At 62.8% G+C, this 25948-nt stretch carries 28 protein-coding genes and 2 tRNA genes; 17 read left to right on the top strand and 13 right to left on the bottom strand.

Annotated features, from left to right (window positions below):
• Window positions 1-7: 7 nt before the first annotated feature.
• The 6 genes from thiE to tkt all read right to left on the bottom strand — a co-directional run bounded on the left by thiE (window position 8) and on the right by tkt (window position 6382).
• On the bottom strand, window positions 8-649 hold the full coding sequence (thiE, locus tag Q0O40_RS05540) for a thiamine phosphate synthase (protein WP_295527259.1): 642 nt from the start codon (window positions 647-649) through the stop codon (window positions 8-10).
• A 39-nt stretch (window positions 650-688) separates the two neighbouring features.
• A complete protein-coding gene (locus Q0O40_RS05535) occupies window positions 689-1597 on the bottom strand; it encodes a fructose bisphosphate aldolase (protein WP_295527257.1) in 909 nt (302 codons plus the stop codon).
• A gap of 105 nt (window positions 1598-1702) precedes the next feature.
• A complete protein-coding gene (gene pgk, locus Q0O40_RS05530; protein WP_295527254.1) occupies window positions 1703-2917 on the bottom strand; it encodes a phosphoglycerate kinase in 1215 nt (404 codons plus the stop codon).
• Window positions 2914-3378 carry an MOSC domain-containing protein gene (locus Q0O40_RS05525; RefSeq protein WP_295527251.1) on the bottom strand — a complete coding sequence of 155 codons (465 nt, stop codon included), beginning with the start codon at window positions 3376-3378 and terminating at the stop codon, window positions 2914-2916. The genes pgk and Q0O40_RS05525 overlap by 4 nt, the downstream gene beginning before the upstream one ends.
• A gap of 5 nt (window positions 3379-3383) precedes the next feature.
• Window positions 3384-4391 (bottom strand): type I glyceraldehyde-3-phosphate dehydrogenase, encoded by a 1008-nt coding sequence (gap, locus tag Q0O40_RS05520; RefSeq protein WP_295527248.1) that lies wholly within the window; start codon window positions 4389-4391, stop codon window positions 3384-3386.
• 20 nt (window positions 4392-4411) lie between these two features.
• Window positions 4412-6382, bottom strand: coding sequence for a transketolase (tkt, locus tag Q0O40_RS05515; protein ID WP_295527284.1), 1971 nt, complete (start codon window positions 6380-6382; stop codon window positions 4412-4414).
• A 216-nt stretch (window positions 6383-6598) separates the two neighbouring features.
• Between tkt and Q0O40_RS05510 the strand changes: the two genes are divergently transcribed.
• From Q0O40_RS05510 to Q0O40_RS05495, 4 genes are all read left to right on the top strand, one after another.
• Complete coding sequence (locus Q0O40_RS05510) at window positions 6599-6817, top strand: hypothetical protein (RefSeq protein WP_295527245.1); 219 nt, start codon at window positions 6599-6601, stop codon at window positions 6815-6817.
• 43 nt (window positions 6818-6860) lie between these two features.
• A complete protein-coding gene (gene zapA / locus Q0O40_RS05505) occupies window positions 6861-7205 on the top strand; it encodes a cell division protein ZapA (protein WP_295527242.1) in 345 nt (114 codons plus the stop codon).
• A gap of 262 nt (window positions 7206-7467) precedes the next feature.
• Window positions 7468-8070 (top strand): 5-formyltetrahydrofolate cyclo-ligase, encoded by a 603-nt coding sequence (locus Q0O40_RS05500; protein WP_295527239.1) that lies wholly within the window; start codon window positions 7468-7470, stop codon window positions 8068-8070.
• Window positions 8070-8294 carry a DUF2842 domain-containing protein gene (locus Q0O40_RS05495; protein WP_295527237.1) on the top strand — a complete coding sequence of 75 codons (225 nt, stop codon included), beginning with the start codon at window positions 8070-8072 and terminating at the stop codon, window positions 8292-8294. The genes Q0O40_RS05500 and Q0O40_RS05495 overlap by 1 nt, the downstream gene beginning before the upstream one ends.
• Before the next feature lie 61 nt (window positions 8295-8355).
• On the opposite strand, the gene Q0O40_RS05490 is transcribed toward Q0O40_RS05495, so the two are convergent.
• A tRNA-Asp gene (locus Q0O40_RS05490) sits at window positions 8356-8432 on the bottom strand.
• A gap of 206 nt (window positions 8433-8638) precedes the next feature.
• On the opposite strand from Q0O40_RS05490, the gene Q0O40_RS05485 reads away from it, so the two are divergent.
• Window positions 8639-9115 (top strand): hypothetical protein, encoded by a 477-nt coding sequence (locus Q0O40_RS05485; RefSeq protein ID WP_295527235.1) that lies wholly within the window; start codon window positions 8639-8641, stop codon window positions 9113-9115.
• A gap of 7 nt (window positions 9116-9122) precedes the next feature.
• On the opposite strand, the gene Q0O40_RS05480 is transcribed toward Q0O40_RS05485, so the two are convergent.
• From Q0O40_RS05480 to thyA, 4 genes are all read right to left on the bottom strand, one after another.
• Window positions 9123-10469: a dihydrolipoamide acetyltransferase family protein gene (locus Q0O40_RS05480; protein WP_295527233.1), complete on the bottom strand. Its 1347-nt coding sequence runs from the start codon at window positions 10467-10469 to the stop codon at window positions 9123-9125.
• A 12-nt stretch (window positions 10470-10481) separates the two neighbouring features.
• Window positions 10482-11531, bottom strand: coding sequence for an alpha-ketoacid dehydrogenase subunit beta (locus Q0O40_RS05475; protein ID WP_295527230.1), 1050 nt, complete (start codon window positions 11529-11531; stop codon window positions 10482-10484).
• Entirely contained in the window at window positions 11528-12823 is a 1296-nt protein-coding gene (locus tag Q0O40_RS05470) for a 3-methyl-2-oxobutanoate dehydrogenase (2-methylpropanoyl-transferring) subunit alpha (protein ID WP_295527229.1), read from the bottom strand. The genes Q0O40_RS05475 and Q0O40_RS05470 overlap by 4 nt, the downstream gene beginning before the upstream one ends.
• A 95-nt stretch (window positions 12824-12918) precedes the next feature.
• On the bottom strand, window positions 12919-13878 hold the full coding sequence (thyA, locus tag Q0O40_RS05465) for a thymidylate synthase (RefSeq protein ID WP_295527226.1): 960 nt from the start codon (window positions 13876-13878) through the stop codon (window positions 12919-12921).
• 149 nt (window positions 13879-14027) lie between these two features.
• On the opposite strand from thyA, the gene Q0O40_RS05460 reads away from it, so the two are divergent.
• The 3 genes from Q0O40_RS05460 (at window position 14028) to Q0O40_RS05450 (ending at window position 16102) form a co-directional block, all read left to right on the top strand.
• The gene (locus Q0O40_RS05460; protein WP_295527223.1) at window positions 14028-14381 is read left to right on the top strand and encodes a hypothetical protein; all 354 of its coding nucleotides are present in this window, start codon (window positions 14028-14030) and stop codon (window positions 14379-14381) included.
• A 5-nt stretch (window positions 14382-14386) separates the two neighbouring features.
• Complete coding sequence (locus tag Q0O40_RS05455) at window positions 14387-15928, top strand: methyl-accepting chemotaxis protein (RefSeq protein ID WP_295527220.1); 1542 nt, start codon at window positions 14387-14389, stop codon at window positions 15926-15928.
• Between the two features lie 97 nt (window positions 15929-16025).
• Window positions 16026-16102: transfer RNA gene (locus Q0O40_RS05450), tRNA-Pro, on the top strand.
• A 5-nt stretch (window positions 16103-16107) separates the two neighbouring features.
• On the opposite strand, the gene Q0O40_RS05445 is transcribed toward Q0O40_RS05450, so the two are convergent.
• Window positions 16108-16560 (bottom strand): DUF3429 family protein, encoded by a 453-nt coding sequence (locus Q0O40_RS05445; protein ID WP_295527217.1) that lies wholly within the window; start codon window positions 16558-16560, stop codon window positions 16108-16110.
• Window positions 16561-16582: 22 nt separating this feature from the next.
• Window positions 16583-18640: an ATP-dependent DNA helicase RecG gene (recG, locus tag Q0O40_RS05440; protein WP_295527214.1), complete on the bottom strand. Its 2058-nt coding sequence runs from the start codon at window positions 18638-18640 to the stop codon at window positions 16583-16585.
• Window positions 18641-18765: 125 nt separating this feature from the next.
• On the opposite strand from recG, the gene Q0O40_RS05435 reads away from it, so the two are divergent.
• The 9 genes from Q0O40_RS05435 (at window position 18766) to Q0O40_RS05395 (ending at window position 25772) form a co-directional block, all read left to right on the top strand.
• Window positions 18766-19167 carry a host attachment protein gene (locus Q0O40_RS05435; RefSeq protein ID WP_295527211.1) on the top strand — a complete coding sequence of 134 codons (402 nt, stop codon included), beginning with the start codon at window positions 18766-18768 and terminating at the stop codon, window positions 19165-19167.
• Between the two features lie 65 nt (window positions 19168-19232).
• Window positions 19233-19514 carry a succinate dehydrogenase assembly factor 2 gene (locus tag Q0O40_RS05430; protein WP_295527208.1) on the top strand — a complete coding sequence of 94 codons (282 nt, stop codon included), beginning with the start codon at window positions 19233-19235 and terminating at the stop codon, window positions 19512-19514.
• A 24-nt stretch (window positions 19515-19538) separates the two neighbouring features.
• Complete coding sequence (mfd, locus tag Q0O40_RS05425; RefSeq protein ID WP_295527205.1) at window positions 19539-23039, top strand: transcription-repair coupling factor; 3501 nt, start codon at window positions 19539-19541, stop codon at window positions 23037-23039.
• Between the two features lie 49 nt (window positions 23040-23088).
• Window positions 23089-23445: a type II toxin-antitoxin system RelE/ParE family toxin gene (locus Q0O40_RS05420; protein ID WP_295527203.1), complete on the top strand. Its 357-nt coding sequence runs from the start codon at window positions 23089-23091 to the stop codon at window positions 23443-23445.
• A 2-nt stretch (window positions 23446-23447) separates the two neighbouring features.
• On the top strand, window positions 23448-23801 hold the full coding sequence (locus Q0O40_RS05415) for an XRE family transcriptional regulator (RefSeq protein ID WP_295527201.1): 354 nt from the start codon (window positions 23448-23450) through the stop codon (window positions 23799-23801).
• Window position 23802: 1 nt separating this feature from the next.
• Window positions 23803-24069: a hypothetical protein gene (locus Q0O40_RS05410; protein WP_295527199.1), complete on the top strand. Its 267-nt coding sequence runs from the start codon at window positions 23803-23805 to the stop codon at window positions 24067-24069.
• Between the two features lie 297 nt (window positions 24070-24366).
• Window positions 24367-24858 carry a hypothetical protein gene (locus Q0O40_RS05405; protein WP_295527198.1) on the top strand — a complete coding sequence of 164 codons (492 nt, stop codon included), beginning with the start codon at window positions 24367-24369 and terminating at the stop codon, window positions 24856-24858.
• A complete protein-coding gene (locus tag Q0O40_RS05400; RefSeq protein ID WP_295527196.1) occupies window positions 24818-25237 on the top strand; it encodes a helix-turn-helix transcriptional regulator in 420 nt (139 codons plus the stop codon). Before Q0O40_RS05405 ends, Q0O40_RS05400 begins: the two co-directional genes overlap by 41 nt.
• Window positions 25230-25772 carry a hypothetical protein gene (locus Q0O40_RS05395; RefSeq protein WP_295527193.1) on the top strand — a complete coding sequence of 181 codons (543 nt, stop codon included), beginning with the start codon at window positions 25230-25232 and terminating at the stop codon, window positions 25770-25772. The genes Q0O40_RS05400 and Q0O40_RS05395 overlap by 8 nt, the downstream gene beginning before the upstream one ends.
• Window positions 25773-25948 lie beyond the last annotated feature (176 nt).

Genomic DNA, 25948 nt, shown 5'->3' with positions numbered 1-25948 from the left:
TCACGCGCTAATTCGCGCGCTCTGCCAGCGCCTTAGCGATAGCGCTATCTAGCGCGCGCACCGCGGCCGCCTCGTCGCCGCCCCACACAGCATGGCTAACTGCCAGAAAATCGGCACCGGCGCGCACCAGTCCGGCGCAGTTTTCAGGCGTAACACCGCCGATCGCGACGCACGGCAATTCGAACAGTGATGACCACCATTGCAGCAGTTCCGGCTCAGCCCGATGCTGGGTATCCTTCGTGCTGCTCGGAAAAAATGCGCCGAACGCGACATAATCTGCCCCGCCCTCGCCTGCTTCCATCGCCAGATGGCGGCTATCGTGGCAGGTAACGCCGATCTGCGCCTCGCGTCCCAGCTTCGCGCGAGCATCGGCCAGATCGCCATCGCCCTGCCCGAGATGCACCCCATCCGCGCCCAATCTTCGCGCCAGCCCGATGGAATCGTTCACGATGAAAGCGACATCGCGGTCGGCGCAGATGCGCTGCAGCGGCTCGGCCAGCTTGGCCGCAGCATGATCATCAAAGTTCTTGATACGAAGCTGAAAGGCCGCCACCGGCGCTGCGTCGAGCGCGCGGGCCAGCCGATCGGGAAACGCACCACCGACATCGAGCGGCGAAATCAGGTAAATCTGGCAGGCAGGAACGTTCATCGCCGCGCTTCTAGCGCGCCGCTCCTGCCCTCGCAATCATCAGCCGAGCTTCACCGTCGAGCCACCATGGATCTCGTCAATCGCGCCGCCCAGCGAGGCATCGAATTCGGCTTCAGTCATGTGCGCGCGCAAATCTTCGAGCAGCGCGCGGCTGAAGCTGGCGATGATGCCGTGGTTGCGCGCCAACTCGGCGCAAGCGTCGGCGCGGCTGTATCCGCCCGACAGCGCGACAACGCGCAGCACTTTGGGATGCGAAGTCAGCGGCGCGAACGTGCCCGGCACAGCTGGCAGCGACAGCTTGAGCATCACTTGCTCCCCATCGGGCATGGCATCCAGCGCCTTCAGCAGCTCGTCGAGCAGAATGGCATCACATTCGGCGCGCGTGGCGCTCTTGATGTTCACTTCAGGCTCGATGATCGGCATCATGCCATGCGCGAGCACTTGGCGGCCGATTTCGAACTGCTGCGCCACGATGGCGGCAATGCCCTCACGGTTCGCCGAATTGATCACCGAGCGTTCCTTGGTGCCAAACACGCCCAGCGCCTTCGACTTGGTGAGCAGCGCATCCAGCTCAGGCATCGGCTTCATCAGCTGCACGCCGCCAAAGCCGCCAAATCCCTCTTCCTCAAGCCCCTTGTCGATCTTGATGAACGGCACCACGCCAAGCTCGATGAGCGCGTGTGGGACCGGCTTTTCATCGAGATGCCCGTCCATCGTGCGCTCGAACAGGATCGCGCCGAGCACTTTCTCGCCGCTGAACGCAGGCGAGCGAATGATCCGGCAGCGCATGTCGTGGATCAACGCATACATGTCCTCTTCAGAAGACCACGTGCCCTCTTCGATGCCATAGCCCTTGAGTGCCTTGGGCGTCGAACCGCCGCTTTGGTCGAGCGCAGCAATGAAACCGTTTCCGGCGGCAATCTTGGCGGTCATTTCAGTGTGTTGCATGTAAGTTCCCCCGGCGCGTGCATTCGAATGCAACGCGGCCTTTAGTCAGCCATGCGTTGCACTGCAACATGGAATGGCGGTGCCCTGTCCGGAATTGTGCCCGTATCAGGCTTCCAGCGCGGCAACCCCGGGCAAGACGCGCCCTTCCATCCATTCGAGGAAAGCCCCGCCTGCGGTGGAAACGTAAGTGAAATCGCCCGCGACCCCGGCGAGATTCAGCGCTGCCACGGTATCGCCGCCGCCCGCGACAGAGATCAGCGAGCCTTCCTTGGTCAGGGCCGCCGCCGTGCGCGCGAGCGCGACGGTGGCGGTGTCGAACGGCTCCATCTCGAAGGCGCCCATCGGCCCATTCCACACCAGCGTGCGGCAGGTCTTGAGCACATCGGCCAGCGCCTCGACCGCCGCAGGCCCGACATCGAGGATCATCTCGTCCGCTTCCACTTCGTGCACGTTGCAGACACGGAACGAAGCGGGATTGGCCGCAAATTCTTTCGAAACCGCCACATCGTAGGGAAGATGAACAGTGCAGCCCGATTTCTCAGCATTTACCATGATCTCGTCGGCCGTCGCAGTCAGATCGTGCTCGCACAGCGATTTGCCCACCGCCACGCCGCGCGCCGCCAGAAACGTGTTGGCCATGCCTCCGCCGATGATCAGGTGATCGACCTTGTCGACCAGGTGCCGCAGCACGTCGAGCTTCGAAGAGACCTTGGCCCCGCCCACAACCGCCGCCACAGGCCGCTCTGGATGATCTAGCGCTTTGCCCAGCGCGACCAGTTCAGCCTCCATCGAACGCCCTGCGAACGATGGCAGCACATGGGCCAAACCCTCGGTGGTGGCATGCGCGCGGTGCGCCGCTGAGAACGCATCGTTGACATAGAAATCGGCGTTGGCCGCAATCGCCGCCGCGAGCTCTGGATCATTGGCTTCCTCGCCCTTCCAGAAGCGCGTGTTCTCGAGCAATGCAATGCCGCCCGGCGGCAGGATGCCGACCACTTGCGCCACCACCGGCCCATAGATTTCAGGGCAGAACATCACCTCGCGGCCAAGCACGCTCTCCACCGTGCTTACCACCATGCTCAACGACTGGGTCGAACTGCGCTCGCCCTTGGGCCTTCCGAAATGCGCCAGCAGCAGCACTTTGGCCCCGGCATCGGCCAGTTCCAGCACCGTCGGCGCGGCGGCGCGCACGCGTGTATCATCGGTCACTGCGCCGTCCTGCATCGGCAAATTAAGATCGACCCGGACCAGCACGACCTTGCCGTGCACATTGCCCCCATCTACCTTGTGAAGGTCGTCAAGCGTCTTGAACTGGGTCATGCTTCGATCCTTATCGCATCGCCAAGCGCAATCTCGCCCCCGGCCATCACCCGCGCCAGCACGCCGCCGCGCCAATCGGGGAGCAAGGCGGCGCGCAGACCGGGAGCTATCTCGTCCATGCGGCTGCATGGATCGCATTCGCAAGTTACCATCAACCGCAGGCTCTCGCCGATGGCAATTATCCGGCCTTCCTCGCGCGGTAGCCGCACGCCTGACACCAGCAGGTTCGCCCGGCGGACATGCCACGGCAGCGCAAGGCCAAGCTCCGCCAGCGCCGCGTCCCAGCTTTCCTGCTCGATCAGGCTGATTTGGCGGCGGCCCGGCTTGCCCGGGAGCACTTTGCCGCGGCCATTGCCTGCCACCCCGTCATCAACACTGACTGCGACCCGCTCGATTACCTCGATCGGGCCGCGCGGCTGCGCGTGCCGGGCGATCCCGGCCAGATGCGCCGGATGGGTCATGAGTGTTAGATCAGTCCCGCCATCACTGCTGCGGTATCGACCATGCGATTGGAAAAGCCCCATTCGTTATCATACCACGACAACACGCGTACCAGTTTGCCGTCGATCACGGCGGTCTCGAGGCTGTCGACGGTCGATGATGCCGGATCGTGGTTGAAATCGATCGATACCAGCGGCTCGGTCGTATAGGCCAACACGCCCTTCATCGGGCCATCGGCAGCGGCCTTGAGCAATGCGTTCACTTCCTCGATGGTCGTGTCGCGCTTTGGCTGGAACGTGAGGTCGATCACAGAGACATTCGGCGTCGGCACGCGGATCGCCGAACCATCGAGCTTGCCTTTGAGCTCGGGCAGCACTTCGCCCACTGCCCGCGCCGCGCCCGTGGTAGTCGGGATCATGCTCATCGCGGCGGCGCGCGAACGGCGCGCGTCCGAGTGATACTGATCAAGGATCTTCTGGTCGTTGGTATAGCTATGGATCGTGGTCATCAGTCCGCGCTCGATGCCGATGGCATCGTTGAGCACTTTGGCGACCGGCGCGAGGCAGTTGGTGGTGCACGATGCGTTAGAAACAATCGTATGCGCGGCGGTCAACGTGTCGTGGTTCACGCCGTAAACGATCGTCACGTCCGCGCCCTTGGCCGGAGCCGAGATCAGCACCCGCTTGGCGCCGGCATCCAGATGCTTTTGCCCGCCTGCGCGGTCAGCAAAAAAACCAGTGCATTCCAAAGCGATATCGATCGCGTTGGCGGCATGCGGCAGATTGGCTGGATCGCGCTCGGCAGTCACATGGATGCGCTTGCCGTTGATGATCAGATCCTTGCCGTCGACTTCGACGGTGCCAGCAAACGCGCCGTGCACGCTGTCACGCTTGAACAATAGCGCATTGGCCTTGGCATCGCCCAGATCATTGATCGACACGAGTTCGAGCCCGCAATCAAGACGCTCGATGATCGCACGCGCCACATTCCGGCCGATGCGCCCGAAACCGTTGATTGCAACTTTGGTTGCCATTGCATTTATCTCCTGCTGAATTACGCGAGCCGCTCAAGAATTTGCGGTGTGATCTTGGCCTCGGTCAGGCCAAAGTGGTCGAATAAGACGTCGGCCGGGGCCGATGCGCCAAAGCTATCTATCCCGATGGTCAGACCATCACCGACATACTTTTGCCAGCCCAGCGTCACCCCTGCTTCGATCGAAACCTTGAGAACGTCTGCGGGCAACAAGTCGGCACGATAAGAACTGTCTTGCGCATCGAACAGTTCCCAGCACGGCAAGGATACAACGTCCGCGCCGATCCCTTGCGCTTCGAGCGCGGCGGCAATATCGTCGGCCAGCGCCACTTCGGAACCGGTGGCCAGCAACACGACCTTGCGCGCTGCTTTGGCAGCCCGAACTCGGTAGCCGCCCCGCGCGGTCAGATTGTCGCCCGCCTCGGTGCGCATCTGCGGCAGGTTCTGGCGCGAAAGCACTAGCAGCGAGGGGGTGCCTTGCGCCTTGATCGCCAGTTCCCATGCTTCGGCCGTTTCCACCGTATCGGCGGGGCGGAACACTTGCAGGCCCGGGATCATGCGCAGGCTCATCACATGTTCGACCGGCTGATGCGTCGGGCCATCTTCGCCAAGCCCGATGCTGTCATGCGTCATCACATAAATCACGCGGGCATGCTGGAGCGCAGACATGCGGATGGCATTGCGGGCATAGTCCGAAAAAACCAGGAAGGTGCCGCCGAACGGCACCAGCCCGCCATGCAGCGCGATGCCGTTCATGGCTGCCGCCATGCCAAATTCGCGGATGCCATAATTGATGTAGTTGCCGTCGTAGCTGCCCTTGGCAAAGGCGGTGGCCGATTTGATGCGCGTATTGTTCGAACCCGTAAGATCCGCCGATCCGCCGATCATCCATGCATGCTGCAAGGCCTCAAGCGCATTCTCCGATGCCTTGCGTGTAGCGATCTTGGCAGGTTTGGCGATCAGCGCGCCGATATAGGCCTCGGCAGAAACCTGCTGGCTCAAGCTATCGTCGAGGCAACCGGCCAATGCGCTGCGCAAAGCTGGTTCAGCGGCGGCGTAGCGATGCTGCCATGCCGCATGCGCCGCTGTCCCCTGCGCGCCTGCGCTGCGCCAATCGGCGAGGATGGCCTCTGGAATTTCGAAAGGCGCCGCATCCCAGCCCAGATACTCGCGCGCAGCGGCGATTTCGGCAGCACCCAGCGCTGCGCCGTGGACATTGTGCCCGCCTTGCTTGTTCGGCGCGCCTTTGCCGATGATCGTGCGGCAGGCAACCAGCGAAGGGCGCGGATCAGCAGCGGCTTCGGCCAGCGCGCGGGCAATGTCGCCGAAATCATGGCCGTCGCAAGCGGTCACATGCCAACCGGCCGAAAGGTAGCGCGCCGGAATGTCTTCGCTGGAAGACAGGCTCACATCGCCGTCGATGGTGATGCGGTTGTCGTCCCAAAGCACGTTGAGGTGGCCTAGGCCAAGATGCCCGGCAAGGCCGATGGCTTCGTGGTTGATGCCCTCCATGAGGCAGCCATCGCCTGCGATCACCCAGGTGCGATGATCAACCAATTCATCGCCAAAGGCCGCGTTCAGGCGGCGCTCGGCAATCGCCATGCCCACTGCCATCGCCAGCCCCTGCCCCAGCGGCCCGGTGGCGCATTCTACGCCCGCGATCAGGTGGTTTTCCGGGTGCCCGGCGCAGACACTGTCAATTTGGCGGAACTTGGCGATGTCGGTGATGGTGGGCGAGGCGTAGCCGCTAAGGTAGAGCAGCGCATAAATCAGCATCGAACCATGCCCGGCCGACAGCACAAACCGGTCGCGGTCGGGCCAGGCCGGATCGGCCGGATCATACTTCAGGAACGACGACCACAGCACTGTTGCTACATCTGCCATGCCCATGGGCATGCCGGGATGGCCCGAGTTGGCGGCTTCGACAGCATCCATGGCCAGCGCGCGGATCGCATTGGCCATCGGGCGAAGGGAAGACTGGTCGCGCAACATATCCAAAAAACTGCCCTTCGGAGCCGCGCGCCTGCGCGATCAGTATCGATTCGAAGCGCCGCTTCTTTGGGAGCAGCACCGCGCACCGTCAAGCGTGCGGGAAACAAGCGGTCCCATGCCTCAACAAGACACTTACGCAAGTCTGCTGCACAAGACTGGGGAATGTGCGTATCCGGCAGGTTGCAGGCAGACGCAGTTGTGCTAGCAAAATGGCCCATGGCAAACGATGCTTTGGATAGCGCTGACGGCGGGGTTGAGCAGGCTCTGGAACGGATCGAGCGGGCAGTCGACAGGCTTGAAGTCGTCGCGCGCCGCGTGAGCGAAACCGCACCGGCCGCAATCGGCGAACTCACCACGCGCCACCGCAAGCTCAAGGATAAAGTGGCCAGCGAGCTGCGCCAACTCGACCTGCTGCTCGCCAATTTGCCGCAATGAACACTGTGGCCATGAACCCAACTCCAGCGACGGGCCGAATTTCATGAGCAACGTCAACCTGACCATCGGCGGCCGGGTGTTCACCGTGGCTGCCACGAACGGCGAAGAAGGCCATATCGCCATGCTCGGACGGATGATCGATGAGCGCGCCGGGCGGGTCAGCGCCGGGCCGGGCCAAAGCGAGAGCCGCATGTTGTTGTTCGCAGCGCTGCTGCTGGCCGACGAACTGCACGATGCCCATCGCAATGCACCCCCGCCGCCGCCCGAAACTCCCGCAGTAATCGACGAGGACGCGGGCCGAACCGCCGCCGAAGTCGCCGCGCGGATAGAGGCGCTGGCCGCAAGGGTTGAAAAGCTTGCCGCTCATCTTGAGGAGCCCAGCTCTTGAGAAATGCCTGGCTCTTGAGAAATGAATGCGGGTGGCCTAGATAGCAAGGTGACGGGAACTGCCCGGCACGTGCCGCATGAAATCCCTGAGGCTATAAGCAAATCCTTGGGGGCTGTCCCTGCTCAGGCCCTGGCCTTAGTATATGGTCCCCACCTGACGTGAGCGCGTCAGAGGATTCTCCCGGAAACGACCCATGGTGGGCCCGTCACCCTCCTCCTTCCCCCTTCCTTCCTTCCTCATAGGCCAACATGGAGCGAGCAGCGTGCAAGCCGTCGATCCCGCGCTGATCAAATCTGCACTCCGCAAGGAATTGCGCGCGGCGCGGCGCGCCCATGTTGCCGCGCTCGATCCGCGCATCCGCGCGCTCACCTTCCTGCGCCCGCCTTCTCCGCTCCTCGCGCTGGTGCCTTCGGATGCCATCATCGGGCTTTACCATGCGGGTCTGGACGAAGCGCCGGCGGGTGCCTATGCGCGCTTTTTCCACGATGCGGGGCATGGCATCGCCTTGCCCTGGTTCGCCGCGCGCGGCGCGCCGATGGAGTTTCGCCTGTGGCGTTCGCCCCACATCGAGGAATTGCTGGAGCCCGGCCCGTTCGGCATCCTCCAACCGCTGGCCGATGCCGGAGTTGCGGTGCCGACATTCCTCCTTCTCCCGCTCGTAGGCTTTTCCGCAGAGGGTGCCCGGCTTGGCCAGGGCGGCGGGCATTATGATCGCTGGCTGGCTGATCACCGCGGCACTGCGGCGGTAGGCATGGCGTGGGATTGCCAGAAAGTGGACAGCTTGCCCGACGAGGCGCATGATCAGGCGCTCACGGCCGTGGTAACGCCGACGCGGCTCTATGGCCCTTTTGAAGTAGGACACTGATGGACGATCCCGAAAGCTACCGGCCCACTTGGCGCAAGCCGGCGGGGATTATCGCGCTGATCCTGATGCTGAGCGGCTATTGCCTGATCGTGGCCGGTTTAGCAGCGCCCATCGGCTCGCTGCCAGTGCTCGTGCAAACGCTGGTATACATCGTCCTTGGCACCGTCTGGCTGCTGCCGCTCAGGCGGTTCCTGATCTGGATGGAGACCGGGCGCTGGGGCTGACCCCGGCGCCTCTGTTGCCTACCTATGGCCCGCTGGGCCAGGGGATAAATTCCCAAGCGAATGGCGCGAGTGACGGGACTTGAACCCGCGACCTCCGGCGTGACAGGCCGGCACTCTAACCAACTGAGCTACACCCGCAACTCGCTTGGGAGCAGCGCCACTATGGCACCGCCCTGCCCCTGTCAACAACGCGAACCCAAGTTTTTTTACCCCGGCAGGTGCTTCGCGCTGAATCGCCCGCATCGGCTTCATCGCGCGCGCATTCGGCTGCGTTAACCAGACTTTATCCACGTCTGTGCGAAATGGTGCTTCGGCGTAAGGGAACGCCACGGGGCACAATTCGCATGAGCATGCCATCGAGATATCAGATCGGGCTGGGCCTGATCAGCGCCAGCGCGATCGTGCCGTATACGGCAACAGCGGCAAACCCGGTGCAATTTGCCAGCGATGTTTTCATCGAACGCTTTCAGCCCGCGCCGGGCGGACGCACCGCGCGCACGCTGGAACGCGCCGAGCGCCTGCAACCCGGCGACCGCGTGATCTTCGTGGTAAACTGGAAATCGGCGCGGACGCGCGAATTTACAGTCACCAACCCGATGCCGCGCGCGGTTTCGTTTCAGCGCAGCGCCGTGGGCGATGAAGAAGTCTCGGTCGATGGCGGCCGCACCTGGGGCGATCTCGAAACGCTCACCGTCCGTGACCGCGATGGCCAGCTGCGCCATGCAGTGCCCGAAGATGTCACCCACTTGCGCTGGCGCATCCCTGGCGAGATCGCCGCGCAGGGCGAAGGCCAGATGATCTATCGCGGGATCGTGCGCTAAGCCCCGATCAGTCGCTCAGGATCAGGACAGGCGTCTCGATCAATACCTTGAACGCCGCCACAAAGCTGGCCACATCCCAGCCATCGACCACCCGGTGATCGCAACTGATCGACAGGTTCATCAGCTTGCGCTTCTCGATCCGTTCGCCGCCCAGCCCATCGGGCACGAACATGGGGCGCTCGACAATCCGGTTGGGGCCAATGATCGCCACTTCGGGCCGGTTGATGACCGGCGTCGTCGCAATTCCGCCCAGCGCGCCGAGCGATGTAATGGTGAGGGTCGAACCCGAAAGCTCCTCAGATTTGGCCGTCCCGCCGCGCGCGGCCTCTGCCAGCCGAGCGATCTCGGCGGCGATCTGCCACATGTTGCGGTCTTGCGCGTTGCGGATCACCGGCACCATCAGCCCGGCCGGGGTTTGCGTCGCCATCCCCAGATGCACCGCGCCGTGCCGCGTCACCACCCCGGCCTCATCGTCATAGCGCGCATTAAGCATCGGAAATTGCGGCAATGTTCGGCAGATGGCCGCGATCAGCAGCGGCAGCATGGTCAGCTTGGGCTTAGAACCGCGATGCGCATTGAGATCGGCGCGCATCGCCTCCAGCGCGGTCACATCACATTCCTCGACATACGTGAAATGCGGAATGTGGCGCTTGGCAGCCGCCATGTTCTCGGCAATCCTGCGGCGCAGCCCGATGACCCGGACTGCCTGATCGGGGCGGGTTTGCCCTGCCCTGCTGTATCCCGCCGATGTGTTGTACGCGAGGAACTGGTCAAGGTCGGCATGCCGGATGCGGCCCTCTTCGGAAGGACGCACATCGGCCAGATCGATGCCGAGCGCCGCCGCGCGCTGCCGCACAGCGGGGCTGGCAAGCACTTTGGCGGGGGGCAGCTTTGCAGGAGTTGCGTCTGGTCCTTCGACAGGCTCAGAACGGGCGGGGTTAGTTGGCAGCGCGAGAAGGGCTTGCGCGCTGGCCTCAGATTGCAAGTGTCCAGTGGCTGGCGCCGGAGCAACGGGATTGTCACTCCTGTTAGTTTGTTCCCCCTCTCCCGCTCGTCCTGAGCTTGTCGAAGGACCAGGCGCAGCCTCAAGACCAGCCGCGACTTCCCCCTCGCCTTCCGTCTCGATCACCACCAGCGGCGAACCGATTGCCACGACATCGCCCACCGCGCCCGCCACCGCGATCACCGTGCCCGAGACCGGGCTTTCCATCTCGACCGTAGCTTTGTCGGTCATCATGTCGGCAACGCGCGCGTCTTCCTCGATCCGGTCGCCGACTTGCACATGCCAGGCAACGATTTCGGCCTCGGCAATGCCCTCACCGATATCGGGCAGGCGGAACGTGAAAGTACCCATGGCGTCAGTCTTTCAAAGGTTTTTCGGCAAAAGCCGATCGACAGCCTCGCCGATGCGGACCGGACCCGGAAAATACGCCCATTCTAGGCTATGCGGATAAGGCGTATCAAACCCGGTCACCCGCTCGATCGGCGCTTCGAGATGATAAAAACACCGCTCCTGCACCAGCGCGGCAAGCTCGGCGCCAAAGCCTGAGGTGCGCGTCGCCTCGTGGACAATCATGCATTTGCCGGTTTTCTGCACAGACCTTTCAACAGCCGCAATGTCGAGCGGCACCAGCGTGCGCAGGTCGATAATCTCCGCGTCCACCCCCTTTTCGGCCAGCACCGCGGTCACGACATGGACCATCGTGCCATAGGCCAGCACGGTCATCGCCTCGCCCTCGCGCACGATGCGCGCCTTGCCGAGCGGAATGGAGTAGTAACCTTCGGGTACTTCGCTACCCGCATGCTTGGCCCAAGGCTCGACCGGGCGGTCGTAAAAACCGTTGAACGGCCCGTTGTAGATCCGCTTGGGCTCGAAAAAGATCACCGGATCGTTGTCCTCGATTGCGGCGATGAGCAGGCCCTTGGCGTCATAGGGCGTGGCGGGCACCACGGTCTTGAGGCCCGCCACGTGGGTGAACATCGCCTCGGGGCTTTGGCTGTGCGTCTGCCCGCCAAAGATGCCCCCGCCAAAAGGCGAGCGCACCGTCATCGGCGCGGTAAACTCGCCGGCCGAGCGATAGCGCAGCCGCGCCGCCTCGGAAACCAGCTGGTCGAGTCCGGGATAAATGTAATCGGCAAACTGGATTTCGGGCACCGGGCGCAGGCCGTATGCGCCCATGCCCACCGCCACGCCGATGATCCCGCATTCGCTGATCGGGGTGTCGAACACCCGCGTCTTGCCATATTTCGCCTGAAGCCCGGCAGTGGCGCGGAAAACGCCGCCGAAATAGCCGACATCCTCGCCCATCACCACGACATCGGGGTCGCGCGCCATCATGACGTCAAGCGCCTCGTTGATCGCCTCGATCATGTTGAGGCGGCGCACCGGATTTTCGCTCGTGGCGGCCCCGCTCATGGCGCTTCCCGATCGTCGGTCCAAGTCGGCCACTTGATCTTGCGCTCGCGGATCGCTTGCGCGCTCTGCTCCTTGAGATGCCAGGGCAACTCCTCGAACACATCCTCGAACATCGTGCGAAATGGATGGTGTAGCCCATGGCCCAAAGTGCCGTTCTTTTCCGCTTCGCGCGTCGCGGCCTTCACCTCATCGGCGAGCGCGCGGTCCATCTCCTCGTGTGCCTCATGCGACCATTCGCCCAGCGCGATAAGGTGCTGCTGCAGCCGGGTCAGCGGATCACCCAGCGGCCATTCGCCGCGCTCCTGCGTGGAGCGATATTGGCCGGGGTCATCAGAGGTCGAATGCCCTTCGGCGCGGTAGGTGAAATGCTCGATCAAGGTCGGCCCGGCATTGGCGCGCGCGCGATTGGCCGCCCAGCGCGTTGCCGCATAGACCGCCAGCGCGTCATTGCCGTCCACCCGCAGCCCCGCCATGCCATAGCCGATGGCGCGCGCCGCAAATGTCGTGCGTTCGGCCCCGGCAAACCCTGAAAAGCTGGAGATCGCCCACTGGTTGTTGACCAGATTGAACACCACCGGCGCGTTGTAGACGCTCGCAAAGGTCATCGCCGAATGGAAATCGCCTTCCGCGCTAGATCCCTCGCCCAGCCAGGCGGCGGCAATGCGCGTGTCACCCCGGATCGCGCTCGCCATGGCCCAGCCCACGGCCTGCGGATATTGTGTGGCCAGATTGCCCGAGATCGAAAAGAACGAGGCTTCGCGCGCCGAATACATGATCGGCAACTGACGACCTTTCAGCTTGTCGGCGCGGTTCGAATAGATCTGGTTGATCATTTCCACCATGGGATAGCCGCGCGCGAGCAGGATGCCTTGCTGGCGGTAGCTGGGAAACACCATGTCATCGTCGGCCAGCGCCATCGCCGGGGCAATCGAGGTCGCCTCTTCGCCCGTGCATTTCATGTAAAAGCTGGTCTTGCCCTGCCGCTGCCCCCGGTACATCCGCTCGTCAAATGCGCGGGTCAGCGCCATGGTGCGCAGCATCCGGCGCAGCGTATCGGGATCAAGCTTGGGGTCCCACGGTCCTACCGCGCGGTGTTCCTCATCAAGAACGCGCACCAGATCGAGACAAAGCGGATGGGATTGATCTGCGGCGCAGGTCTCGTCGGGGCGCGGCTGCGCGCCTGCCGGAGGGATGGCCAGATCGCTATAATCCACGACATCGCCCGGCCGAAACTTCGGCTCGGGCACATGGAGCTTTAGCGGCGGCAGGTTGCTGCGCCCGGGTGCGGTCACTGGTCGAAGTCCTGCATCGCCGCGCACTCTCTGATAGATAATTATACTGTTACGTAATTATATTACTCTAGTTCGCTCAAGTCAATCGACCGTGATCACACCGCCACTGGTGCCGAAATGGCCGCTTGCGGCGCATATCCGCTCACCTCGAAATCCTCGATCCGATAGCCGAAAATGCTCTCCGGCCGGCGGGTGATCACCAGCACCGGCGCTCCGGCGGGTGCGCGCGATAGCTGCTCCTCCACCAGCGCTGCATGATTGAGATACAAATGCGTGTCGCCCCCCATCCATACCAGTTCGCCCGGCTCGAGGTCGCATTGCAGCGCCAGCATGCGGATAAACAGCGCCGCCCCCCACAAGTTGAACGGCAAGCCCAGCGCCACGTCGCAGCTGCGCTGGTATAGCAGCCCAGACAGGCGCCCTTCCGCCACGTGGAACTGATACGTCTTGTGGCACGGCGGCAGCGCCATCTGGTCCAGTTCGGCCACGTTCCAGCCTTCGACGATATGCCGCCTGCTGCCCGGATTGCAGCGCAAGCTCTCGACCAGATCGGCCACCTGGTTGATCCCGCGCATGCGCTGCGAAAACAGCCCCTCGCCCGCCGGCTCATAGACCGGCCAATCGGTCCACTGCTTGCCATAGACTGGCCCCAGTTCGCCCCAAGCCGCCGCAAAGGCTTCATCCGCCACGATCCGCGCGGAAAAATCGGCGCGGCTGATCGGATCGCCAGTCTCACGAAGATAGCGCGCGTGCGGCCAGTCGGTCCAGATATCCACGCCCTGGGCGCAAAGCGCGCGGATATTGGTGTTGCCGGTCAGGAACCACAGGAACTCGCGCGTCGCGGTTTTCCAATAGACACGCTTGGTGGTGAGCAGCGGCATAAGCCCACCTGCCAGATCAAACCGCAGCTGCGCCCCGAATACCGAACGCGTGCCCACGCCGGTGCGGTCGATGCGCTCATCCCCTTCGCGCCAGATCCGGCGCATCAGATCGAGATACTGCTGCTCAAAATGCGGCAGCGCGGCGGAATCGGCGGATCGGGCAGGGCTCAGCATGCGCTTACCCTAGAGCCGGTTCGGCCCGCGCGAAAGGTTAAGCTGCGCGGTACTGCCATGCTCAAGATCGCGTGACGCAGAATGGTTTACGCATTTCGACTTAGGGTGCTTCGGAGGGTTCACACATTCCCGCGCATTATGAAGAGGGGATGACGGTCCCATTGCGCAATCCCTTGCCAACCAGCCACCTCGTCGGGGCGTTCCAAGCGGCGCTGCTGCTGCTCGTGCTGAGCCTGGCGGTCGGTTGGCCGCGCGCCGGCCAAGCCGCTCTGCTGCTGCCGCTGGCGGGGTCCCCGCCGGGCGAAGCGTTGGTCTGGCTGGCGGCCAACGGTGCAACCCTGGTTGGCCCGGCACGCGGCGGCGGCGGGGTAGTGGTCAGGCTAGGCGATAACAACACCGCCATCGCTGCGCTTCAACGCGGCTGGCTGCTCATCGCGGTTCCGGAAACCATGTGCAGCCCCAACAACCAGACCTCCAATAACCAAACCACTCGCAGGACTTGAAAGCCATGGATGATCTCGCTCAGCTGCGCCGCAAAGGCATGTTCGCTCTGATGCTGGCGGGCTGGCTCGCCACCGTGATGCTTTTCGCCTGGGCGGCGATTGCCGGCATGGGAATGACCCCGGCATTCCTCGCCGCCGCGATCAGCGTGATGCCAACCTGGCTTGAACGCAGCGGGCGGACGGATGCTGCCTCGCGCAGCCTAGTTGGCGCGACCTTTGCGCTCTATCCGGCGCTCTTCTTGATGCAGGCGGCAGGCACCGCGTGGATCATCGATTTTCATATGCTGTTCTTTGCGATGATCGCGATGACCGCGCTGCTCGCCGATTGGCGGCCTGTGGTCGCCGCCGCTGCCGTCACCGCTGTCCATCACATTGCCACCAATTTTCTCGCGCCAAGCCTTGTTTTCAATGGCGGTCCGGATCTCGGCCGCGTTGTTCTGCATGCGGTGATCGTTGTGCTGGAGACCGGCGCTCTGGTGTATCTATCGCAAGGCCTGGAGCAGATGGTGCTGGGTCAGGCGCTTGCCCGCGGCCGGCAAATGGAGACCGAGTCAGCGTCCGCCGCCGAACGTCAGCTTGTGCAACACGAGCAGCACATCGTGATCACCGCGCTCGATCGCCGGCTTCAGGCGTTGGCTGACGGCGATCTTGCCTCGCGCGTGCATGAACAATTCCCGCACAGTTACGAGCGCTTGCGCACATCGCTGAACGCCGCCGCCGCCAATCTGGAGAGCATGGTGCGTGCGGTCGATGCAACGGCGCGGCAGATCGCGGTCGGTGCCAACGAAATCCGCGCCGCTTCCGATGATCTATCCCGCCGCACCGAGCATCAAGCCGACGCGCTCGGCCGCAACAGCCAGGCCACCTTGCGCCTGACCAGCGAGATCGAGGCAACCGCGCGCAGCGCCAACGATGTCGATACCGCCATCGGCACAGCGCAAGCCAGCGCCAGCGAAGGCGCAAACGTCGTCGGCCGCGCGGTTGATGCCATGCACGGCATCGAAACCTCGGCCCGCGAGATCGGCCAGATCGTCTCGAGCATCGATAATATTGCCTTCCAGACGAACCTGCTCGCGCTCAATGCCGGTGTCGAAGCCGCCCGCGCGGGCGAAGCGGGCCGGGGCTTTGCGGTCGTCGCCAACGAAGTGCGCGCGCTTGCGCAGCGCTCAGCCGATGCCGCCAGCACGATCAAAGGGCTCGTCGGCGCTTCGACCCGCCAGGTAGGCGAAGGCGTCGCGCTGGTGGGTAACACTGGTCAGGTGCTCCATGGCATCAGCGAGCAGGTGATCGGCATCGGTGCTGCCATCGGCACCATCGCCCGCACCGCGCAGGTTCAGGCCAAGGAACTCGGCGAAGTCAGCCAGAGCTTCTCCCAGATCGACAAAGTCACCCAACAGAACGCCGCCATGGTCGAACAGACCAATGCCGCCGCACACAGCCTCTCGCAGGAAGCTCAAGCGCTGGCGCAACTGGTCCGGTGCTTTCAAACAAGCGGCGGCGAAGAGGAAATGCAACAGGCGCCGCTCGACAAACGTGTCGCTGCTTAGCCGAAAAAATGCATCGCACATCGCCGCTTGCCACGCCTGCTCACCCTGCCTATATGGCGCGCCTGCCTCGGCGCCGGGAAACTGGCGACTGATCGGTCGGGGAGTAGCTCAGCCTGGTAGAGCACTGTCTTCGGGAGGCAGGGGCCGGAGGTTCGAATCCTCTCTCCCCGACCAATTTCTTACATCGCGCCCTGCGCCTGCGCCGCAAAGCCGATTGCGATCGTCAGCGAGCCGAGGCCGATAGAAAGATCGCGGCGCAGCCGCATCCAGCCATCGGGCTTGAAGCCGATCGCCAGATCGACCAGCGGTGATGCCGCGATCAGCGCGCCTAACCCAATCAACTCCGGCCCCGGCCAGCTCCAGCCTTCCATCCATGGAAACCACAGCGCCAGACCGATCAGGCTTGGCATCACCGCCGCCAGAAATATCCAGCGCGGTGTTTCCGCCCGGGCGAGGCCGATGCCCCACCATGCCCCGCCAATGAAACTGAAAATCAGCGCGGCATAGCCATAGGCCAGCGCCATCGCCGTCCAGCTCACCGGCCCGCCCTTGATCACCGCCAGCAGCGCCGCCGCCTGCGGCAATAACCCGGCATAGCCCAGCGCACGCGCGGATTCGGGAACCTTGGTCATCGCAGAAAAACTCCAGAAATCATCAACCGCCGCGCAGGAGTTGCACACCCCAATCGCGTTCGAACAGATAAAGCAAGATACGCGCCGCTTCACCGCGCGGGCTCGCCAGCCCGCCATCGCGCTCCATCAGCAGCCGCGCATCATCGTGCGCCATGGGCAATAGCCGCGCGATCTGCTCGAAATCAGCTACCTTGAAGGGCGTATCGCCCGATTGCCGCGTGCCGAGCAGCTCACCGCCACCGCGCAGCCGCAAGTCCTCCTCGGCCAAGCGAAAGCCGTCCTGCGTCTCACGCATCAGCGCCAGCCGCTCGCGGCCGACCTCGGACAGCGCCTCGCCGCGCAGCAACAGGCAGGTCGAACGCTGGCTGCCCCGCCCTACCCGCCCGCGCAGCTGGTGGAGCTGCGCCAGGCCAAACCGCTCCGCCTGCTCGATCACCATCAGCGTGGCATTCGGCACATCGACGCCCACTTCGATCACGGTGGTCGCCACCAGCACTTGCGCTTGCCCCAGCGCGAAGCGCTCCATCGCCGCATCTTTGGCCTCGGGCCGCAGCTGGCCGTGGACCAGCACCACGGTATCGCCAAACCGGTCCTTGAGCGCGGCATGGCGCGCTTCGGCAGCGGCGATATCGGCGGTTTCCTGTTCGCGCACCATCGGGCAAACCCAGTAGGCCTGCCCGCCTGCCGCAATATGGCGGCCAATGCCGTCGACCACTTCTGCCATCCGCTCGATTGCCACAACCCGCGTATCGATCGCTTGCCGCCCCGGCGGCATCTCGTCGAGCCGCGAGACGTCCATCTCGCCGTATTGCGCAAGCGTCAGTGTGCGCGGGATCGGCGTTGCTGTCATGGCGAGGCAATGAGGCGTGCGTTTGGCTTTTTGCGTGAGCAACAATCGTTGGCCCACGCCAAAGCGGTGCTGCTCGTCAATCACTACTAACGCGAGATGTTTATACGTCACCGCTTCTTGAAAGATGGCATGCGTGCCCACGCAAATCTGGATCGAACCATCGATCAACCCTATCAGGATCGATTCGCGCGCGCGGCCCTTGTCGCGCCCGGTGAGCAGCGCAATGGTCACGCCAGTTCCCGCCGCCATCCGTGTCAATGTCTCGGCATGCTGGCGCGCCAGAATTTCGGTCGGCGCAAGCAGCGCCGCCTGCGTACCCGCCTCGACCGCTATCAGCATGGCATGCAGCGCGACGGCAGTCTTGCCCGATCCCACATCGCCTTGCAGCAAGCGCAGCATCGGCGCACCTTGCGCCACATCGCCCTCTATTTCCGCAATCGAACGCTTCTGAGCGCCGGTCAGCTCGAACGGCAGATTGAGCCGCGCGCGCAAATGCCCGTCGCCGGTCAGCGGCGTCCCGGTGCGCGACCGGTTGCTGGCGCGCACCAGCAGCAGCGCCAGACTGTTGGCCAAGAGCTCGTCGTAAGCCAGCCGGTCACGCGCCTCGGCATTCGCGCCCTTGTGCGCTTGGCCCAGGGCCGCGCGCCATTCCGGCCAGCCGGTGCGCTCCAACAGGCCCGGTTCGATCCATTCGGGCAGCGCCGGCAGCCCTCCCAGCGCTTGCTGCACAAGCCCCTGAATGCGGCCCAGCGTCATCCCTTCGGATAGGCCGTAAACCGGCTCGTTCAGGCTCCCAAGCACCTCAGCGCTATCCGTGCTGACATGATCGGGATGCACGATCTGGAGCGACTGGCCGAACTGGTCGAGCCGCCCGGCCACCCAGCGCGTCTCGCCGGAAGGAAGCTGCTTCTTGGCGGTGAACGCGGCGCGCCCGAAGTAAACGAGCGTCACAAAATTGCCGAGCACGTCTTCTGCGATAATCCGGTAAGGACCCCGGCCCGCCGCGCTGCGGTGTTCGCGCACGCTCAAGGACACCACGATCTGCTCGCCCACCGTGGCCTCATCAAGATTGCCAACCGCGCGCCGTGCCACAAACCGCTCGGGCAGATGATAGGCCAGATCGCGCACCCGCAGCAGGCCCAGCTTCTCCAATGGACGCGCGAGACCGGGGCCCACGCCCTTGAGGCTGGCGGTTTCGGCAAACAGCGGATTGAGCACTTCGGGACGCATTGCTCCGTTGCTTAGTCGCTACCTAGCCAAACCGCCACCATGCCGCCCAATTTGGCGTAAGCCATGGAACTATCCGTGCCGGCCAAAGTTTCGGCAGGTTCGTAGGCAAGATTGGACAGAACCAGATGTTGATACCCCATGGCACGATCATCGCTGTGGCCGATGGCCAACATCTCGCGCTGTTCCGCAACAGCGGAACCGAGGCAGAGGCAAAGCTTGAATCTTTGCCTCTGCCTTCGCTCGATGAGCGCAACCACAGCGCCGGCGGCCATCATACGCCGACCGCGTCCGAGCCATCACACCACCGGATGGAGGAAGACACGCACAGCGCTGCGGTGGCCAGTTGGCTCAACCGCGAAGTGCTGGCGCACCGGATAGGCGATCTGGTGATCATCGCCCCGCCCGCCACGCTTGGCGAAATGAGGCTCCACTATCACAAGCAATTGGTGCAGGTGCTGCGCCGCGAACTGGCCAAGGAGCTAACAGGCCGCAGCGCCGCGGAAGTTCTGGCCGCACTGCGCGCCTAAACCCTGCCTCTATGGGCAGGCTATGGTCTTGCCGACAAGGCGCGTTTGGTTCTATCGGCACGGGAATGACCAACCCCGTCCCTCTCGACCCTGCCCGCCTCGCCCGCGCCCGCTTCCGCGCGTGGCATCGCGGCACGCGCGAGGCGGACTACATGATCGGCTGCTTTTTCGATCGCTACCACGCTGCGTGGGGCGAAGCCGAAATGGCGTGGTTCGAACGTTTGGTCGATGAAGACGATGTCGAGATCATGGCTTGGGCGCTGGGCACATTGGAAGTGCCGGGCATGTACGCCGGACCGCAGATGGACGTGATGCGCCTGCTAGACTACGTCGACATTCCGCGCTGACCCGAAAAGCCAATTCCTCGCCCCATGCCTGATCTTGACCGCATTCTTTCGGCCACCGGCCCGCTGACGCTATCGTCGGTGGCGCGCGGCGCGCAGCCGCTGGTGCTCGCCGATCTTGCGCGCGCCGCAGGGGCCAGAGCTGCAAAGGGCCGCGCGGTGTTCATCGCGGCGGACGAAAGCGCGATGCGCGCGATCAGCGAAAGCGCCGCGTTCTTAGCGCCCGAGCTTGATGTCATCGAATTTCCGGCGTGGGATTGCCTGCCATTCGACCGCGCCTCCCCCGCCCTCACCGTAAGCGCGCAGCGACTCTACGCGCTCCAGCGCCTTCAGCAAAAACGCGATGAGCCGCAACTGCTGGTCACTACGATCAACGCTGTGCTCCAGCGCACGCTTACTCCGTTCCGCATCCGCGAATCGGTTCGCCTGCTCTCGCCCGGCATGGAAATCGGCCGCGAGAGCCTGATCGCGCTGCTCCAGCGTCAGGGCTATGCCCGCACCGATACAGTGATCGACAAGGGCGAATATGCCGTGCGCGGCTCGGTGTTCGATCTCTATCCCAGCGGGCTCGATCACGGCCTCAGGCTCGATTTCTTCGGCGACGAGCTTGAAACGCTGCGCTTGTTCGATCCCACCACCCAGCGCTCGGTACAACCGGTGGAAACGCACCTCCTGCTCCCCGCCTGCGAAGCCTTGCTCGATGAAGACTCGATCAAGCGCTTCCGCACCCGCTACCGTGAGCGATTCGGCGCCAATGCCACCAGCGATCCGCTCTATCAGGCGGTTAGCGACGGGCGGCGGCTGGCGGGCATGGAGCACTGGCTGCCTCTGTTCGAAGACCGGCTGGTTACGTTGCTAGACCATCTAGGCGAGCACGATCTCGTGCTGATCGATGCCGCCGCCGCCAAGGCCGCCGAAACCCGCCTCTCCGACATTACCGACTATCATCAGGCGCGGACAGACAGCGCCGCCCGCTCGCCCGGCAGCTATCGCCCGCTCCCCGAAAGCGCGCTCTATCTCGCCAGCGATGAATTCGAGCGGGCGCTGGCGGGCTGGCCGGTCCACCGCATGACCTTGTTTGCCGAGCCTCCTGGCGCGCGCGTCCTCGATTTTGGCTTTACCAGCGCCCGCGATTTCAGCCCTGAACGCGCACAAGGCGCGAATATCTACGAGGCCGCCGCCAAGCACCTTGCCGCGCTCGGCACGCGCGGGCTCAAACCCATCGTCGCGGCCTACACCGCAGGATCACGCGCGCGCCTCGCCTCGCTGCTGGGCGACGCGGGCAAGTCCGCTCCTATCTTTGCCGAGAGTTGGCAGGAAGCACTCGGCCTTGCCGCCAAGGGCAAGCCGGTCGCGGTAGTCCTCCCACTCGAACAGGGCTTTGCCGCCGCCGATTTCGAAGTGCTTACCGAGCAGGACATCCTCGGCGACCGGCTCGTGCGCCGCAAGCGCAAGCGCAAGGACGCCGACGCTTTCCTTGCCGAGCTTGCCGCACTAGGCCCTGGCGATCTTGTCGTGCACATGGAACACGGCATTGGCCGCTACATCGGCCTTGTCCCCACCATTGTCGGTGCCAGTCCGCACGATTGCGTCCAACTGGAATACGCAGGCGGCGACAAGCTCTATATCCCGGTCGAGAACCTCGACGTCCTCTCGCGCTACGGCAGCGACAGCGACGGCGTGCAGCTCGACAAACTTGGGGGCGAGGCATGGCAGCGGCGCAAAGCCCGCATGCGCGAGCGCATCCTCGAAATGGCCGGGCAACTCATGGCCACCGCCGCGCTGCGCGCGCTGCGCGAGGCCGATGTGATGGAAGTCGATCCCGCCAGCTATGGCCCGTTCGTCGATCGCTTCCCGTGGCAGGAGACCGAGGATCAGGAGCGCGCCATCGATGATGTGCTGCTCGATATGGCGGGCGGCAAGCCGATGGACCGGCTCGTCTGCGGCGATGTCGGCTTCGGCAAGACCGAGGTCGCGCTGCGCGCCGCGTTCGTCGCGGCCATGGCGGGCAAGCAGGTCGCGGTGATCGCTCCCACCACCCTCCTCGCCCGCCAGCACTGCAGCAACTTCGTTGAGCGCTTTTCAGGCTTCCCCATCAATATCGGCCGCCTCTCGCGCCTCGTCCCGCCCAAGGAAGCCACCGAAACCCGCGCCCGCCTCGCCGATGGCACGATGGACGTCGTCATCGGCACCCACGCGCTCCTCTCCAAAACCATCGAGTTCAAGCGCCTCGGCCTTGTCATTGTCGATGAAGAGCAGCGCTTCGGCGTGACGCACAAGGAAAAGCTCAAGGAGCTCAAGACCGACGTCCACGTCCTCACCCTCACCGCCACCCCAATCCCGCGCACGCTCCAGATGGCAATGTCCGGCCTGCGCGAGCTTTCCACCATCCAGACCCCGCCGGTCGACCGCCTCGCCGTGCGCACGTATGTCATGCCGTGGGACGACATGGTGATGCGCGAGGCCCTGATGCGCGAGCACCAGCGCGGCGGGCAAAGCTTCATCGTCGTCCCCCGCATCGCCGATATGCCCGATGTCGAGGAATGGCTGCGCGCCAACGTCCCCGAAATCCGCGCCGTTTCCGCACATGGCCAGATGAGCCCGACCGAAGTCGAAGAGCGCATGGGCGCGTTTTACGAAAAGAAATACGAGGTCCTGCTCTCCACCACCATCGTCGAATCCGGCCTCGATATCCCCAGCGCCAACACCATCGTGCTCCACCGCGCCGACCGCTTCGGCCTCGCCCAGCTTTACCAGCTGCGCGGCCGCGTCGGGCGCGGCAAGCTGCGCGCCTATGCCTACCTCACCTATCCTGAAAATCAGGCGCTCACCGAAATCGCCGAAAAGCGCCTCAAGGTTTTGAGCGACCTCGACTCCTTGGGTGCCGGGTTCCAGCTTGCCAGCCACGATCTCGACATCCGCGGCGCGGGCAACCTCCTTGGCGACGAGCAATCCGGCCACGTCCGCGAAGTCGGCTTCGAGCTTTACCAATCCATGCTCGAAGACGCGATCCTCGCTGCCAAAGCCAGCGATTTCACCATTGCCAAGACGCACGACGCCTTGAGCCCGCAGATCACGCTCGATGCGCCGATCATGATCCCCGAAGACTACGTGCCCGATCTCGCCGTGCGCATGGCGCTCTACCGGCGCATGAACGACGCCGAAGGGCCGGATGCGGTCGAAGCCCTCGCCGCCGAAATGATCGACCGCTTCGGCCCGCTCCCCGGCCCGACGCAAAACCTGCTGCGCCTGATCGAGATCAAGCGCCAGGCCATCGAGGCCAACATCGCCAAGATCGACGTCGGCCTCAAAGGCGCGCTCGTCTCGTTCCACAAGGACGACTTCCCCGACCCCCTCGGCCTCATCGCCTACGTCGAACGCTTCAACGGCACCGCCCGCCTCCGCCCGGATAACAAACTCGTCATCAACCGCGCCTGGAGCACGCCGGAAGCGCGTCTCAACGGGCTGGTGCAGCTGACCAAGGGGCTAAGCGCGATTGCACGGCGCGCGGAGAAGCGGGCGGCTTGAAACCTCCCTGCCTATTGCACTTCATAGAAATATAGCATAAAAGCTATATATGACTTGGCTCGTTGCCTTCCATACCGCGTTTGAGGCGGAGTTCGCCAATCTGCCGCTTGGCGTCAGAGAATCACTCGCCGCCGCGGCAACCTTGCTCGCCTCGCAAGGCCCTATGCTGGGGCGGCCACATGCCGATACTCTTGCCGGGTCGAAGCATGCGAACATGAAGGAACTGCGGTTCAGAGCGAATGATGGCGTGTGGCGCGCTGCCTTTGCCTTCGATCCAGAGCGCAAGGCGATCCTGCTGGTGGCCGGTGACAAGGCTGGTGTGGCGCAAAGCCGATTCTACAAAGTGTTGATTGCAAAGGCTGACGCTCGTTTCGACGCGCATCTCGCAGTAACAAAGGGAAATTGATCATGGCCACCAAGGAAAAGCCTGCTGCAGCCAGCGTTCTTGGCCGCACGCTCGACGAAGTGATTGCTGCAATGTCGCCCGAAAGTCAGGCGCGCATTGCCGAGCGTTCTGCACAGCTTCACGCCGAAGTCGAAGGCCTGAAAGCCCTGCGCAAACTCGCTCAGCGCAGCCAGCAACAGATCGCCCAGAGCCTCGGCATCAAGCAACCCTCGGTCGTCAAGATCGAAAAGCAGACCGACCTCTACCTCTCCACCCTGCGCCGCTTCGTCGAAGCCGCCGGCGGCACGCTGGAACTGCGCGTGGAACTGCCGGGAACGGGGCCGTTTACGCTGACGGGTGTGGGGGAGATTGGTTGAATTGAGTCGGGATTATTGTGCTTGTCACCGAAACTCCGACGTCGGCCTCAAAGGCGCGCTCGTCTCCTTCCACAAGGACGACTTCCCCGACCCCCTCGGCCTCATCGCCTACGTCGAACGCTTCAACGGCACCGCCCGCCTGCGCCCCGACAACAAGCTCGTCATCAACCGCGCCTGGAGCACTCCCGAAGCGCGGCTCAACGGGCTGGTGCAGCTGACCAAGGGGCTGAGCGCGATTGCCCGGCGGGCGGAGAAGCGGGCGGCTTGAAGCCTCCCGATTTATTGGATGTTTGGTGTGCATGGCCCTTTGAATGACCTAAAGTTCGGGCTCAAATGCTTCGCGAGCGAGCCTGCCCTGCATCTCTCATATTGAACGCTGGTCGCTCGTTGTTTCAGCAGGAAACTGTTTTAAACGCTAGCAGCTAGCCTAAATTCTGCCATGGTTCCGTTGTGTCCGCTATCAGCCGCGCAGCACCGGTCGCACGTACGGCTGGCCTGCAAAAGTGGCCATTGTGGAACCATTCATGTTGCATTCTGTTTAGAGTACTCTTAACTCTCTAGGAGTATGAGCGATTCTGACAGTGACCTTGAACGCATTGGCTGTACCTGCGTGGTCCGATGCGATGGTGCACGGGTCGCGATTGTCAGCACGGTCTTGGCAGAGTTCTCCGAGTTGGAGCAGCGCCAACAAGACCGCTTTAAACGGATCATGGAGCTATGGTGTGAAGGACGACCACTGACGCCAGAAATGATGAATAGAAACGAAGGGCGTTCAACTGGCGGAATTCGCATTGAAGCCTTTAAAGCATTCAATGTTAGACTTTATGGATTTGAAATAAAATTCAAAAACCTTAAAACCTTTTTTATTGTGATCATCGACCCTACAAAAAAAATAAGGCTGATAAGAATATTCTTCAAGGCGCGAAAAGCAAGTCCGATGATCTTTTCGGGAGAATTTGAAGATGATCGATCCTCAGGTGACCAGCGACACTGTCACGTTTGCCGAAGAGGCATTCGTGGTCGATGTCCAGTCTTTCCTTCATCAGCTTATGGTTGAAAAAGGAATTAATCGGTCTCAGCTCGCGAAGGCCATGGGCGTATCGCGCGCTCGGGTGAGTCAGATTTTTTCTGATGAATGCAAGAACTTCACGATCCGCCTCCTTGCAAGAGCAGTCCATGCGCTTGGGGAAGTGCCGGAGATCAATCTTTTGAGCGCACAATTTACTACCGTGAACAGAGAAGGTGCCGAATGCCATCAACTGTTTGCAGAAATTGAGTTTAAAAGCTCCAGTGGGTGGAACATGGGCGTTGCGAACGACGACGATGTTGATTGGCGTCAGATCACGACAGAGAAACCTGATCGACGGCTGTCGGCGGCATTGACCGATCATGCGCAGAGAACTCAAAACGCGCCGAGGATGGCCGCATATGCCTAAGAAAAAGCCGTTGGCCAGTGATATTTCTTCCGCCCCCAAATCACCCGGTAAGAGCGGTGGGTTTAAGACTGCCGAATATAACGAAGTCGCTTTGTCCGCCCAGCTTGTTGAGATTAGACTTCTCAAATCAAATTTTGTCGCAGAGCCGGAGTTTTCGTCGGTTCAAGATGAAACCAATTTGTCTTTCGGAAGAGAGGTTGTTTCGTGCTTTTTTAAGCATGGAGATCCGACAGTCGCGGCGATTTTTAATTATCATGTTTATGGCAAGCGTGGGCGTACCAAGCTCCTCAAATGTGAAGCAGAGTATGTTGTGATTTACAGTGTTCCGACGTTGGCCGCGGAGGAGGCGGCTCGCGGATTTTGTCGGAATGTAGGCGTCTTTGCCGCGTATCCTTATTTCCGAGCTCACGTTGCACAGTTGGCTTGGGGCGCTGGAATCACGTTGCCACCGCTTCCTGCAATTGCTTCGACCGCGCATATTCCTCCAAAAAAACGTTCCGAGGACGCGGCAGCTGCGACCATCGAGCAGGAATAGCTACTATATACCGGGAAGGGCGGGTGATGGATTAATAATCTACATTCGCCCCTCGGTTACGGAGACAGATGGGACACCCCCCAACTCCAGCGTCACTCCCCTCAAACCAAAACCTGCAACCCATTCTTTTGCACCACGGCGAGCAGCTTGCAGGCCATGCCGCTGGGGCGCTTGGC

This window comes from Novosphingobium sp. Chol11, from assembly GCF_945870625.1.
Lineage (GTDB): Bacteria > Pseudomonadota > Alphaproteobacteria > Sphingomonadales > Sphingomonadaceae > Novosphingobium.
Note: the sequence above shows the minus strand (reverse complement) of the source record. Positions and strands in the feature narration are given on the sequence as shown.

What these genes read in the sequence shown, in the direction of transcription:
- thiE (WP_295527259.1), bottom strand. Translation starts at nt 649, where the DNA reads ATGAACGTTCCTGCCTGCCAGATTTACCTGATTTCGCCGCTCGATGTC.
- thyA (WP_295527226.1), bottom strand. Translation starts at nt 13,878, where the DNA reads ATGCTGAGCCCTGCCCGATCCGCCGATTCCGCCGCGCTGCCGCATTTT.
- Q0O40_RS05405 (WP_295527198.1), top strand. Translation starts at nt 24,367, where the DNA reads ATGAGCGATTCTGACAGTGACCTTGAACGCATTGGCTGTACCTGCGTG.
- recG (WP_295527214.1), bottom strand. Translation starts at nt 18,640, where the DNA reads ATGCGTCCCGAAGTGCTCAATCCGCTGTTTGCCGAAACCGCCAGCCTC.
- zapA (WP_295527242.1), top strand. Translation starts at nt 6,861, where the DNA reads ATGAGCAACGTCAACCTGACCATCGGCGGCCGGGTGTTCACCGTGGCT.
- Q0O40_RS05415 (WP_295527201.1), top strand. Translation starts at nt 23,448, where the DNA reads ATGGCCACCAAGGAAAAGCCTGCTGCAGCCAGCGTTCTTGGCCGCACG.
- Q0O40_RS05460 (WP_295527223.1), top strand. Translation starts at nt 14,028, where the DNA reads ATGACGGTCCCATTGCGCAATCCCTTGCCAACCAGCCACCTCGTCGGG.
- Q0O40_RS05480 (WP_295527233.1), bottom strand. Translation starts at nt 10,469, where the DNA reads ATGGGTACTTTCACGTTCCGCCTGCCCGATATCGGTGAGGGCATTGCC.
- Q0O40_RS05420 (WP_295527203.1), top strand. Translation starts at nt 23,089, where the DNA reads ATGACTTGGCTCGTTGCCTTCCATACCGCGTTTGAGGCGGAGTTCGCC.
- Q0O40_RS05535 (WP_295527257.1), bottom strand. Translation starts at nt 1,597, where the DNA reads ATGCAACACACTGAAATGACCGCCAAGATTGCCGCCGGAAACGGTTTC.
- Q0O40_RS05510 (WP_295527245.1), top strand. Translation starts at nt 6,599, where the DNA reads ATGGCAAACGATGCTTTGGATAGCGCTGACGGCGGGGTTGAGCAGGCT.
- Q0O40_RS05395 (WP_295527193.1), top strand. Translation starts at nt 25,230, where the DNA reads ATGCCTAAGAAAAAGCCGTTGGCCAGTGATATTTCTTCCGCCCCCAAA.
- Q0O40_RS05430 (WP_295527208.1), top strand. Translation starts at nt 19,233, where the DNA reads ATGACCAACCCCGTCCCTCTCGACCCTGCCCGCCTCGCCCGCGCCCGC.
- Q0O40_RS05525 (WP_295527251.1), bottom strand. Translation starts at nt 3,378, where the DNA reads ATGACCCATCCGGCGCATCTGGCCGGGATCGCCCGGCACGCGCAGCCG.
- mfd (WP_295527205.1), top strand. Translation starts at nt 19,539, where the DNA reads ATGCCTGATCTTGACCGCATTCTTTCGGCCACCGGCCCGCTGACGCTA.
- pgk (WP_295527254.1), bottom strand. Translation starts at nt 2,917, where the DNA reads ATGACCCAGTTCAAGACGCTTGACGACCTTCACAAGGTAGATGGGGGC.
- Q0O40_RS05445 (WP_295527217.1), bottom strand. Translation starts at nt 16,560, where the DNA reads ATGACCAAGGTTCCCGAATCCGCGCGTGCGCTGGGCTATGCCGGGTTA.
- Q0O40_RS05455 (WP_295527220.1), top strand. Translation starts at nt 14,387, where the DNA reads ATGGATGATCTCGCTCAGCTGCGCCGCAAAGGCATGTTCGCTCTGATG.
- tkt (WP_295527284.1), bottom strand. Translation starts at nt 6,382, where the DNA reads ATGTTGCGCGACCAGTCTTCCCTTCGCCCGATGGCCAATGCGATCCGC.
- Q0O40_RS05495 (WP_295527237.1), top strand. Translation starts at nt 8,070, where the DNA reads ATGGACGATCCCGAAAGCTACCGGCCCACTTGGCGCAAGCCGGCGGGG.
- gap (WP_295527248.1), bottom strand. Translation starts at nt 4,391, where the DNA reads ATGGCAACCAAAGTTGCAATCAACGGTTTCGGGCGCATCGGCCGGAAT.
- Q0O40_RS05485 (WP_295527235.1), top strand. Translation starts at nt 8,639, where the DNA reads ATGAGCATGCCATCGAGATATCAGATCGGGCTGGGCCTGATCAGCGCC.
- Q0O40_RS05435 (WP_295527211.1), top strand. Translation starts at nt 18,766, where the DNA reads ATGTTGATACCCCATGGCACGATCATCGCTGTGGCCGATGGCCAACAT.
- Q0O40_RS05475 (WP_295527230.1), bottom strand. Translation starts at nt 11,531, where the DNA reads ATGAGCGGGGCCGCCACGAGCGAAAATCCGGTGCGCCGCCTCAACATG.